General features: G+C 72.6%; 9 protein-coding genes. 6 read left to right on the top strand and 3 right to left on the bottom strand.

Annotated features, from left to right (window positions below):
- The first annotated feature begins 224 nt into the window (after nucleotides 1–224).
- Entirely contained in the window at nucleotides 225–725 is a 501-nt protein-coding gene (locus ESO86_RS05205) for a bifunctional nuclease family protein (protein WP_129233812.1), read from the top strand.
- A gap of 58 nt (nucleotides 726–783) precedes the next feature.
- On the opposite strand, the gene ESO86_RS05200 is transcribed toward ESO86_RS05205, so the two are convergent.
- Nucleotides 784–1,788 (bottom strand): LacI family DNA-binding transcriptional regulator, encoded by a 1,005-nt coding sequence (locus ESO86_RS05200; RefSeq protein ID WP_129233810.1) that lies wholly within the window; start codon nucleotides 1,786–1,788, stop codon nucleotides 784–786.
- Between the two features lie 157 nt (nucleotides 1,789–1,945).
- On the opposite strand from ESO86_RS05200, the gene ESO86_RS05195 reads away from it, so the two are divergent.
- From ESO86_RS05195 to ESO86_RS05175, 5 genes are read left to right on the top strand one after another with little or no spacing between them, the layout of a single operon-like run.
- Nucleotides 1,946–3,307 (top strand): MFS transporter, encoded by a 1,362-nt coding sequence (locus tag ESO86_RS05195; RefSeq protein WP_242492211.1) that lies wholly within the window; start codon nucleotides 1,946–1,948, stop codon nucleotides 3,305–3,307.
- Nucleotides 3,308–3,309: 2 nt separating this feature from the next.
- Nucleotides 3,310–5,859: a beta-glucosidase gene (locus ESO86_RS05190; RefSeq protein WP_129233809.1), complete on the top strand. Its 2,550-nt coding sequence runs from the start codon at nucleotides 3,310–3,312 to the stop codon at nucleotides 5,857–5,859.
- A gap of 3 nt (nucleotides 5,860–5,862) precedes the next feature.
- Nucleotides 5,863–8,436 (top strand): family 78 glycoside hydrolase catalytic domain, encoded by a 2,574-nt coding sequence (locus ESO86_RS05185; RefSeq protein WP_129233808.1) that lies wholly within the window; start codon nucleotides 5,863–5,865, stop codon nucleotides 8,434–8,436.
- A gap of 33 nt (nucleotides 8,437–8,469) precedes the next feature.
- Complete coding sequence (locus ESO86_RS05180) at nucleotides 8,470–9,375, top strand: potassium channel family protein (RefSeq protein WP_129233807.1); 906 nt, start codon at nucleotides 8,470–8,472, stop codon at nucleotides 9,373–9,375.
- A 50-nt stretch (nucleotides 9,376–9,425) separates the two neighbouring features.
- Nucleotides 9,426–10,226 carry an alpha/beta fold hydrolase gene (locus ESO86_RS05175; protein WP_129233806.1) on the top strand — a complete coding sequence of 267 codons (801 nt, stop codon included), beginning with the start codon at nucleotides 9,426–9,428 and terminating at the stop codon, nucleotides 10,224–10,226.
- An 18-nt stretch (nucleotides 10,227–10,244) separates the two neighbouring features.
- On the opposite strand, the gene ESO86_RS05170 is transcribed toward ESO86_RS05175, so the two are convergent.
- Together ESO86_RS05170 and ESO86_RS18585 are read right to left on the bottom strand one after the other, a co-directional pair.
- On the bottom strand, nucleotides 10,245–10,589 hold the full coding sequence (locus tag ESO86_RS05170; RefSeq protein WP_129233805.1) for a CHY zinc finger protein: 345 nt from the start codon (nucleotides 10,587–10,589) through the stop codon (nucleotides 10,245–10,247).
- Between the two features lie 8 nt (nucleotides 10,590–10,597).
- The coding region (locus ESO86_RS18585; protein ID WP_165307345.1) for a DUF6518 family protein at nucleotides 10,598–11,231 on the bottom strand (634 nt) is incomplete at its 5' end.

The following is an 11,231-nucleotide window of genomic DNA, read 5'->3' as shown; positions in this document are numbered from 1 at the left end:
CGCGGACGAGGTCCGGCGCCCCGACGGCGCCGAGGTCGACCCGATGGAGCGCGCGCGGCGCCGCGAGGTCGACGGGAGCGACTTCCTCTTCGGCGACCTCGGCGGCCGGGCGTCCTGATCGTTCCCGCGGGGGCGGCTGCGCGCGGGACCTTCCGCCGGTGGGGCCGACGGCCGCCCGACGTACCATGGCAGGACCACGTCCCGACCACCAGACGGGAGTCGCCATGGTCCAGGTCCGCGTCCTCGGGATCGCGCTCGACGCGGCCCGGCAGCACATCGTCCTGCTGAAGCCGCTCGGCGAGGAATCGGCCGAGGGGCGCGTGCTGCCGATCTGGATCGGCGAGCAGGAGGCGACGTCGATCCTCATCGCCCTGGGCGGCGACCACGCCCCCCGTCCGCTCACGCACGACCTGCTGGTCACCCTCATCGAGGCCGTCGGCGGCAACCTCGAGCGCATCGACGTGACCCGCATCGAGGAGGGCACGTTCTACGCCGAGCTCACGCTCGTCACGCCGGCCGGGCCGCTCGTGATCGACTCGCGGCCGTCGGATGCCATCGGCATGGCCGTCCGCATCGACGCGCCGCTCTTCGTGGCCGACGCGGTGATGGACGACGCGGGGATCCCAGCCGAGATGGTCGAGCACCACGACAGCGAGGACGAGGAGAAGCTCGAGGAGTTCAAGAAGTTCCTCGAGGACGTCGACCCGGAGGACTTCCAGGGCTGAGCGCGCTCCGCGGCGACGGCGGTCGGCCGGGCCGGTCCTGACGACGGATGCCGCGTGGTCAGCCCGCGCGCGGCGGCGCCGTGGAGGCGCGCTCCACGAGGGCGACGCGGAGCTCGGGGCCCACGCTCGGCTCCGGACGCTCCTCGACGGCGCTCAAGGCGAGCTCGGCGAGGAACCGGCCGAGACCGACCGTGTCGACCCGGATGGTCGTGAGGCGCGGCTCCAGAATCGACGCGATGGGAGTGTCGTCGTGGCCGATCACCGACAACCCGGCCGGCACGGCGATGCCGCTCCGCTGCGCCGCGCCGACGAACGCGGTCGCGACGTCGTCGTTGTAGGCGGCGATCGCGGTCACGCCCGCGGCACGCCACTCGGCGAGGACCGCCCCGGCGGAGGCATCCGTCAGGTCGATGTCGGCGGCCGGGACGGGTTCGAGGCCGCGCTCGGCCGCGACCTCGAGTGCCAGGTGCCGGCGGAGCGCGACGAGGTCTGCGATGCGCGGGTCGGCCGAACCCGCGAACGCGATCCGCCGATGGCCGAGGGATGCGAGGTGGCCGACCTGCAGGGCCGGCCCCTCTTCGTGCCACTCGGCCTGAGGTGGGGCGTCCGGATCGGGGATGATCCGGGTGACGCCGGCCGCGCGCATCGACTCGACCTGGCCCGGGGCCCACGGCGCCATCGCGAGCACCACGTCGGGCTGCAGCGTCTCCCAGAGCGGCCGCGAGTGACCGGTCGGGTGCGGCGTGTAGGTGATCAGCGCGTACCCGGCTTCGTCGAGCGCGAGCGAGGCCTCCTCGATGTTCCGGCGCAGGTTGAAGTCGAGCGGCCAGTCGGGGAGTACCAGCAGCACGATGCGGGTGCGCCCGGTCGCCAGGGCCCGGGCGGCGACATGCGGTCGGTAGCCCAGTCGGCGGGCCTCGTCGAGCACCCGGGTTCGCGTCGCCTCCGAGATCGTCTGGCCGGGGGTGTCGTTGAGCACGAATCCGACGGTCGCGCGGGAGATGCCGAGCGACCGGGCGATGTCGGCGGCGGTGACCCGTCGGCCGGTGGTCGTCTGCGACATCCACACCCCTGTCCGAAAGAATCGGGTTGACGCGACTTGCGCGCGCTAGTGACCCAATGTAGCATCGCCGTCACCTGCTAGCACGCGCTAGTGACGGCAGCCGCCACCGCGAGCGCGGCGGATGCCGCAGCTTCGCCCCCACGACAACGGAGTCCGAATGAACCCGCAGCCCCACGACGACGAGGCCATCGTCACGCCGAACGCCGCCGCGATGCCGACCGCGACCGTCGACCCCGACGCGGTCGCCGAGCGGGCCGAGTCCGAGCGCCGCCACGACGCCGCCGGCGACCTGCCCAAGGTGAACGCCCGCTACATCTGGTTCATGGTCCTGGCGCAGTTCGGCGTCTTCATGGCCTTCATCACCCCGCTCGCGATCTCCCTGTCGATCCGCGTGAACGAGCTCGCCCCCGGCCGAGAGGAGCTGCTCGGCTACATCACCGGCGCCGGCGCCCTGTTCGTCATGCTCACCGCACCGTTCATGGGCATCTGGAGCGACCGCACCCGCACGGCGATCGGGCGTCGCCGCCCCTTCATGATCGGCGGCATGGTCGTCGGCGTGGCCTCGCTCGTCGTGATGGCACTCGCGCCGAGCGTGTTCGTGCTCGGCCTCGGCTGGGTGCTCGCGCAGTGGGGCTGGGGCACCGTGCTCAGCAACCTGCAGATCTCGACGGCCGACCGCCTGCCCGAGGAGCAGCGCGGCAAGGTCGCCGGCCTCGTCGGCTTCGCCACGCAGGTCGCTCCGGTGTTCGGCGTCATCCTCACGGTCGGGGTCACCGGCGACGCCCTGCTGCTCTTCCTGATCCCCGGCGCGGTCGGCGTCGTGCTCGTCACGCTGTTCGTCACGCTGGTGCACGAGGACGACAGCCGGGGCCTGGCGAAGGACGTGCTCACCACCGGGGGCCTTCTCCGCAAGTACCTCTACAACCCGAGGCAGTACCCGGACTTCTCGTGGAACTGGCTCGGTCGCTTCTTCTTCTACTTCGGCCTGACGCTGAACACGACCTTCACCGCGTTCTTCTTCGCCAGCCGACTCGGCGTCCCGGTGACCGAGGTCGCCGGCATCATCGCGACGCTCGGCGGGGTGGGCGTGCTCGCCGTGACCGCGGGCGCGCTCGGCGGCGGATTCCTCTCCGACCGGTTCCGGCGCCGCAAGGTGTTCGTGGTCAGCGGCGGCGTGCTCATGGCCGTCGGCATGCTCATCATGGCGTTCTCGACGGACCTGCCGCTGCTCATCGCCGGCTCGCTCATCGTCTCCGCCGGCATCGGCATGTTCTCCGCCGTCGACCAGGCGCTGCTGCTCGACGTGCTGCCCGAGAAGGCCACCGACGCCGGCCGCTTCATGGGCATCACGGGCTTCGCCACGTCGATCCCGCAGTCCGCGGCCCCGCTCATCGCGTCCGCGGTACTGCTGGTCGGCGTCACGGACGGCGCGAAGAACTACACGCTGCTCTACGTGATCGCCGCGGCGCTCACCCTGCTCGGCGGGCTCGTCATCCTCCGGATCCGATCGGTGCGCTGAGCATGACGACCACCACCGCACACGTGCGGTTCGGCGATGCCGCGATCGACGACCTGCTCGCCGAGCTGACCCTCGACGAGAAGGCGCTCCTGCTCGAAGGCGTCGACTCGTGGCGCACGAACGCGATCCCGCGGCTCGGGATCCCGTCGCTCGTGCTCACCGACGGGCCGCACGGCGTGCGGATGGTGCGCGACGACGGCGGGGCGTTCGGCGTCGGCGACAGCAGGCCCTCGACCTCATTCCCGACCTCGGCCACGGTCGCGCACTCGTGGGATCCCGAGCACGCTCGTCGCATGGGCGCGGCCATCGCCCGCGAGAGCCGCGACTTCGGCGTGGACGTGCTCCTCGCGCCGGGCGTGAACATCATGCGCAACCCGCGATGCGGGCGGAACTTCGAGTACTTCTCCGAGGACCCGCTCGTCTCGGGCGCCTTCGGCAGCGCATTCGTGCAGGGCGTGCAGGGGGAGGGCGTCGCGACCAGCGTGAAGCACTTCGCCGCGAACTCGAGCGAGGACCACCGGTTCGTCGGCGACAGCCTCGTCGACGAGCGCGCCCTCCGGGAGATCTACCTGCGGGCGTTCGAGCGGATCGTCCGCGAGGCGCAGCCGGCGACGGTCATGTGCGCCTACAACCGGCTGAACGGCACGTTCTGCTCCGACCATCGCGAGCTCCTGACCGGCATCCTCCGCGAGGAGTGGGGCTTCGACGGCGTCGTGATGACCGACTGGGGTGCCATGCACGACCGGGTCGCGAGCCTCGAGGCCGGCTGCGAACTCGACATGCCGGGCGAGGTCCCGCACAACCGCGAGGCCATCATCGCGGCGGTCCACGACGGGCGCCTCGCCCCCGAGGTGCTCGACGAGGCGGTGCGGCGGATGCTGCGCCTCATCGAGCGCGCGACCGTCGACGCCGGCCGCCCCTCGCGCCCGCACGACCCCGCCGCGCATGCGGCGCTCGCGAGCGAGATCGCGACGGACAGCGCGGTGCTGCTGGCGAACGACGGGACGCTCCCGCTCGATCCGTCTGCCGGATCCGGCCCGCTCCTGGTGGTCGGCGAGCCGTTCGAGAAGATGCGCTTCCAGGGGGCGGGCTCCTCGCTGATCCTGCCGCCGGAGGTCGTCACGCCGAAGGACGCGTTCGACGCCCGCGGCATCCGATACGCCTACGCGCGCGGCTACCGCACGCTCACCGCCGAACGTGACGAGACGCTCGAAACGGAGGCGCTGGCCGGTGCACGCTCCGCCGCGACCGTGCTGTTCTTCGGCGGCCTCGACGACTTCGAGGAGAGCGAGGGCTTCGATCGCGCCGACCTGCGACTCGGCGAGCCGCAGGCGGCGCTCCTTCGGCGGATCCTCGACACCGGCGCGCGCGTCGTCCTCGTGCTCTTCGCGGGGGCACCCGTGGAGCTGCCGTTCGCCGACGAGCTCGCGGCCGTGCTCGACCTCGCGCTGCCCGGCATGCGGGGCGGCGAGGCGACGGCGGCGCTGCTGTTCGGCGAGGCGAACCCGTCGGGGAAGCTCACCGAGACCTGGACGCACACGGCCGCAGACGCGAGTTCCGCCGCCGACTACGACCGCGGCGCGATCGCGCGCTACGCGGAGTCGATCTACGTCGGCTACCGATTCCACGACGCGGCCCGCACTCCGCTCCGCTACCCGTTCGGGCACGGCCTGTCGTACACGTCGTTCGCCTACCGCGACCTCGACGTGCGGGTCGTGGACGACCGCGTCGAGGTGGGCGCGACCATCGCGAACACCGGCGACAGGGACGGCGCAGAGGTCGTGCAGCTCTACGTCCGCAACAACGACGGCGCCGTCTTCAAGGCCGAGCAGGAGCTCAGGGCCTTCACGAAGGTCCGCGTCGCCGCAGGCGGCACCGAGCGCGTGACGCTCTCGTTCGCGCTCGGCGACCTGGCCTACTGGGACGTCGCGGAGCACGACTGGGTGCTCGAGGACGGCGAGTACGAGGTCCGACTCGCGGCGTCCGCCGCCGACATCCGCCTCACCGCCCCGCTCGTCGTCGAACGCGGCCGACCCTCGCGCTCGCCGTACCCGGCCGCGGTCGACGCCGACTACGCAGCGCCGCCGACCGGCATCCCGGCGAGCTTCCCGCTCCTCCTCGGCCGGACCGTGCCCGAGGAGGACCGCTCGGGACGCCTGACCTTCGAGACGCGCCTCGCCGATGCCCGCCGGTCGGCGATCGGCCGCATCATGCTCGGCGCGGTCCTCGGCCGCGTGCGCCGCCAGTTCCGCGCCGCGCAGGCGATGCCGGAGTCGGCCGAACGCGACGCGAAGCTCAAGAGCGCGCACTTCGTGCTGCGCATGATGCCGGCCATGTCGCTGCGGAGCCTCGCGATGTCCTCGAGCGGTGCCATGCCGTACGGACTCGCCGCCGGGCTCGCCGAGATCGCCGAAGGGCACCCGATCCGAGGCATCCGCCGGATCCTCCGTCGCCGAGGCCGACGGACCGACCCGCGCGCTCGGTCGATCGCCGCGCCCACGACGACCATCGCCTCCGAGGCCACCGCCGCGACCGCACGACCCGAGAGCTGACCCATGCAGATCACCCGCCTGACCGTCGACGGCCTCGAGGCCGGACGCATCACCGACGAGCCACCCACGATCGCGTTCGCGCTGGCCTCGCCCGTTCCCGGCGAGGCGCTCGCCTCGGCGCGGATCCGCATCGGCGAGTGGGAGACGACCACCGACGAGCAGGTCGGCATCCGCTACGGCGGCGACCTCGCACCGTACACGGAGTACCCGGTGCGCGTGGAGGCGACGGGCACGAGCGGAGCGACTGCGACCGCCGAGACCTCGTTCCGCACGGGCCGCCTCGACCGCCCGTGGGCCGCGCGGTGGATCACGGATGCCGCGTACGAGACGCCGAAGCAGCAGTCGCCGGTGCCCATGGTGTTCCGCACGAGCTTCTCGGCGCCCAAGCCGGTGCGGCGTGCCTGGGTCGAGGCGACCGCACTCGGCGTGTACGAGCTCGAGCTCAACGGCGTGAAGGTCGGGGACGAGTACTTCGCCCCGGGGTTCACGTCGTATGCGCACCTCATCCAGGTGCAGACCTACGACGTGACCGACGCGCTCGCGGCGACCAACACGCTCGTCGCGACGGTCGCCGGCGGCTGGGCGGTCGGCTCGTTCACGCACAAGCGCAAGAACGCCATCTACGCCGACCGTCAGGCGCTCCTCTGCGAACTGCACGTCGAGTACGCCGACGGGACGGCGGACGTCGTGGCGACCGGCCCCCACTGGGAGGTCGCGACCGACGGCCCGGTGAGGATGGCCGAGTGGTACGACGGCGAGACCTTCGATGCGACAGTCGACCCAGACGCGATGACGTGGAAGGCGGCGGACCTCACGGCGCCGCGCGGCACGCCGTCGCTCGTCTCGCAGGTCGGCCCGCCGGTGCGCGCGCAGGGGAGGATGGAGCCGGTCTCGCGCACCGTCGCGCCGAGCGGCGAGGTCGTCTACGACTTCGGCCAGAACTTCGCCGGCGTGGTGCACGCACGGCTCCGCGGGCAGCGGGGGCAGGAGGTGGTCTTCCGCCATGCGGAGGTGCTCGTCGACGGCGAGCTGTTCACGACCTCGCTTCGGACCGCCAAGGCGACCGCGACCTACACCTGCGTCGACGGCGAGCAGGAGTACTCGCCGCGACTGACCTACATGGGATTCCGCTACGTGGGCGTGCGCGGCATCGCCCCCGATGACCTCGACCTCACCGCCCTCGTCCTGCACTCCGACCTGCCGGAGACCGGCGAGTTCTCCTGCTCCGACCCGCTGCTCAACCGCCTGCAGGACGCCATCCGCTGGGGCGGGAGGTCGAACTTCGTCGACATCCCCACCGACTGCCCGCAGCGCGACGAGCGCGAGGGGTGGACCGGCGACCTCGCGGTGTTCGCCTCGACCGCGGCGTTCAACTTCGACATGAGCCGCTTCCTCGACAAGTGGTTGCGCGACGTCACGGCCGAGCAGGCCCGCGGCGGCGGCATCCCCATGGTCGTGCCGAAGGCCGGCAACCCGTTCCCGACGATGGCGACCTCGGTCTGGGGCGATGTCTGCATCCTCGCCCCGTGGGCGGAGTACCTCGCGCGCGGCGACCTCGGGCTGCTCCGCCGCCAGTACCCGACGATGCGGAGGTTCCTGAAGGCCGCCGCGTGGTGGTCGCGCTTCCTCGCGATCGGCACCGACCGTCGTCGTGTCTGGCGCTTCCCGTTCCAGTTCGGCGACTGGGCCGCACCGACCGGCGCGGCCAAGGACTGGCTCGCGCGGGGCAAGTGGATCGGCACCGCCTACTACGCCGGCTCGTGCGCGCTCGTCGCGCAGATCGCCGACCTCCTCGGCGAGCACGAGGATGCCGCGCGCTACCGCACCCTCCGCGAGGAGATCGCGGGCGCCTACCGACGGGTCTTCACCGACGGGAAGGGCACCCTGAAGGACGAGTTCCAGACCGGCTACGTGCTGCCGCTGCACTTCGACCTCGTCGCCGGCGCGGAGCGCGAGGCCATGGCCGACAACCTGGTCCGGATGATCGACGACAACGACGGCCACCTCTCGACCGGATTCCCCGGCACGCCCTACATCCTGTTCGCCCTCTCCGACAGCGGTCGGGTCGACGAGGCCTATCGGCTGCTGCTGCAGACCGGGTGCCCGTCGTGGCTCTACATGATCGAGTCCGGCGGCACGACGATCTGGGAACGGTGGGACGCGCTGCGTCCGGACGGCACGGTCAACATCGCCGACCTGGGGACGGGCGCGATGGACGGGGGGTCCAGCGGCGGCATGGTCTCGTTCAACCACTACGCCGCGGGTGCCGTCGGCGACTGGATGTACCGCCGCATCGCCGGCCTGGAGCCCACTTCGGGCGGCTACCGAAGCTTCCGGGTCGCGCCGCTCGTCGGCGGCGGACTCACCTCGGCACGCGCGAGCATGCGGACGCCGTACGGCATCGCCTCCTCGTCGTGGTCGCTCGACGGCGACCGATTCACGCTCGGTGTCGAGGTGCCGGTCTCGACGACCGCGACGATCGTGCTGCCCGACGGCACCGAGCACGAGCGCACGAGCGGCGTGCACGAGTTCGCCTGCGAACTGCCCGCGGCCCCCATGGCGTCGGTCGCCGGCTGACGCCGACCATGCACGCGCCCGTAGCATGGCCGTGTGAGTGTGCTCTCGGTCGTCGCGGGCGTCTTCGTCATCGCGCTCGGCCTCTACGAGGTGTTCCACACGCTGCTGCACCCGACCGGCCGCGGGCGGGTCTCGCATCTCACCGCACGGTCGACGTGGAGCCTGTCGTCGAGTCTCGGCCGACGGGGCCGCACACTCGCGGGCCCCCTCGCCGCGGTCGCGGTCGTCGCGCTCTGGGCGGCGCTGCAGGTCGTGGGCTGGGCGCTCGTGTACCTGCCGTTCGTCCGCGACGGGTTCGGCTACAGCCCCGGCATCGATCCCGCCAGGTACCCCGCGATCGTCGAGGCGCTCTACTACTCCACCGTCAGCATGTCGACGCTCGGTCTCGGCGACGTCTACCCGATCGCGCCCTGGCTGCGGGTCGTCGCGCCACTGCAGGGTCTCATCGGGTTCGCGCTGCTGACCGCCGCGGTGTCGTGGTTCCTACAGCTCTACCCGGCGCTCGGCCGGCGACGTGCGCTCGCGCTGCGCATCGCCCTCATCCGCCGTGTCGACACCGCCGGGCACGTGCTCGACATGGAATCCGCGACCTCGAGCGGCCTCCTCGACTCGCTCACGGCCGACCTCGCCCAGACGCGGGTCGACCTCTGGCAGAACGCCGAGACGTACTACTTCACGGAGGACGAGCCGATGGCCTCCCTGGCCGCCCAGCTGCCCTACGCCCGGCACCTCGCACAGGTCGCGCGTCGCTCCGACGACCGAACGGTGCGCAGCAGCGGGCAGATGCTCGAGGAGGCCGTCGACGACTACGCGAACGTGCTGCGCGCGACGTTCCTCGGGCACGCCGAGGACACCGAGGCGGTGCTCGTCGAGTTCGCGCAGCAGCACCGGCAGCACGCCGCCGCCGTGGCCGGGCTCGCCGGCGGCACGTCGGACTGACCGGCGTCGACGACCGACCACGCGCCGCTCCGCGCGGCAGAATGGCCGACATGGATGCCGCGTTCCCGTCACTGACCGAGATGCCCGCGCCGCAGTTCGTCATGTCGGGGGAGGGGCGTCGCATCGCGACGTACTCGTGGGGCGAGGACGACGCCCCGACGGTCCTGTGCGTGCACGGCTTCGCGTCGAGCTGCCGCGACAACTGGGTGAGCACCGGGTGGGTGCGCGACCTGCTCCGCGCGGGGTTCCGGGTGCTCGGCGTCGACCAGCGCGGGCACGGTGCGAGCGACACGCCGCACGAGGCATCCGCCTACGGCATGGACGCCTTCGTCGGCGACCTCGTGACGGTCCTCGACACCTACCTCGTCGACACCGTGCGCTACGCGGGCTACTCGCTCGGGGCCCGCGTCGGCTGGCAGGCGGCCGTGCAGGTGCCCCAGCGCATCGAGCGGGCGGTGCTCGGCGGCATCCCCGACGGCCGCCCGCTCGCGCGCATGCAGATCGAGCAGGCGCGCGCGTACGCCGAGCACGGGACGCCCGTCGACGACCCGGTCACGCGCAACTACGTCACGCTCGCGGAGCGCGTCCCGGGCAACGACCTGCTCGCGCTCGTCGCGCTCGCCGAGGGCATGCGCGCCGGCGACGCCGACCCGGACCCGTCGAACCCGCCTCCCCAGCCGATCCTCTTCGCGACCGGCACCGAGGACGCGATCATCGAGCAGTCGCGCGCGCTCGCCGCGGCGACGCCCGGCGGGTCGTTCGCCGAGATCCCCGACCGCCACCACTTCAACGCGCCCGGGTCGCGGCAGTTCCGACGCGCGGCGATCGAGTTCCTGTCCGACGGGCGTTGAGCGGCGGGTGGGGCGACCTCACCCCTCGGTCTCGAAGTACAGGTGCGCGTGCAGCCGGCAGCGCGGGTTGAACGCCGCGCCGCACTCCGGGCAGGCGTCGACGCCGAGGTAGCTCGCGATCGGCAGTTCGGCCCCGCACGCCCCGCAGAGGATGGCGTGCGCGTCGCGCTCGGCGATCGGCCACTGCCGTGCGGGGTGCCCGGCGGCCTCCTCGTGGCAGAGGTGGCACGGGTAGTACTCGCCGCAGCAGGCGAAGCGGATCGCGACGATGTCGACGTCGGTGCGGTAGTGCACGCAGCGGGTCTCGTCGTCGACGACCGCACCGAGCACGCGCGGTCGTGCGGGCGGGGCGTCGTGCGTCATGCCCTCCATCATCCCCGGAACACGAGGATCGGCAGCAGCACGAATGCCGACCAGACGAGGCCGGCGACGAGCACGGTGCCGGTGAGCGCCACGAGCGCGAGCCCCCACGGCCGCACCCGGAGCACGCCGGCGACCAGCACGGCCGCGCCGACCGCGATCTCGATCCACCACCACACGGGGCTCGTCGTCTCGGCGACGACCGTGAGCCCGTAGACGCCCTCGCCGACGAGGATCCCGGCGAGCACCGAGGTCCCGAGCGCGAGCTGCATGCCCCGGCGCCGGAGCGCGTGCGCCGCGCACCCGACGACCGGGCCCGCGAGCACCCCGATGATCGCCCAGGTCGTCGGGTCGAAGGCGATGCCGCGCCATCCGGATGCCACGGCGTACCCGAGCGTCAGCGCGATGAACGCCGCCGCGCCCGCGACGGCCGCCTCGCGGTACCCGCGCGCGAGGAGGACGACGAGCAGCGCGGTCGGGATCGTCCATCCGCCCGCGGAGTTCGCCAGCGACGACGTCTCGGCGGGGAGCAGGAGCTGACCCCACGGCGTGAGTCCGCCGAGCACGAACGCGACGGCGGCGACCAGCAGGATCCGCCGCGCGGCGGAGGACCACGGATGCCGCGGCGCGCGCGCCGGGGTGGAC

Source organism: Agromyces binzhouensis (assembly GCF_004135055.1).
GTDB classification, from domain to species: Bacteria; Actinomycetota; Actinomycetes; order Actinomycetales; family Microbacteriaceae; genus Agromyces; species Agromyces binzhouensis.
The sequence above is the reverse complement of the archived record's forward strand: the minus strand, read 5'-3'. Positions and strand labels throughout refer to the sequence as shown.

What these genes read in the sequence shown, in the direction of transcription:
- ESO86_RS05170 (WP_129233805.1), bottom strand. Translation starts at nt 10,589, where the DNA reads ATGACGCACGACGCCCCGCCCGCACGACCGCGCGTGCTCGGTGCGGTC.
- ESO86_RS05185 (WP_129233808.1), top strand. Translation starts at nt 5,863, where the DNA reads ATGCAGATCACCCGCCTGACCGTCGACGGCCTCGAGGCCGGACGCATC.
- ESO86_RS05175 (WP_129233806.1), top strand. Translation starts at nt 9,426, where the DNA reads ATGGATGCCGCGTTCCCGTCACTGACCGAGATGCCCGCGCCGCAGTTC.
- ESO86_RS05200 (WP_129233810.1), bottom strand. Translation starts at nt 1,788, where the DNA reads ATGTCGCAGACGACCACCGGCCGACGGGTCACCGCCGCCGACATCGCC.
- ESO86_RS05205 (WP_129233812.1), top strand. Translation starts at nt 225, where the DNA reads ATGGTCCAGGTCCGCGTCCTCGGGATCGCGCTCGACGCGGCCCGGCAG.
- ESO86_RS05190 (WP_129233809.1), top strand. Translation starts at nt 3,310, where the DNA reads ATGACGACCACCACCGCACACGTGCGGTTCGGCGATGCCGCGATCGAC.
- ESO86_RS05195 (WP_242492211.1), top strand. Translation starts at nt 1,946, where the DNA reads ATGAACCCGCAGCCCCACGACGACGAGGCCATCGTCACGCCGAACGCC.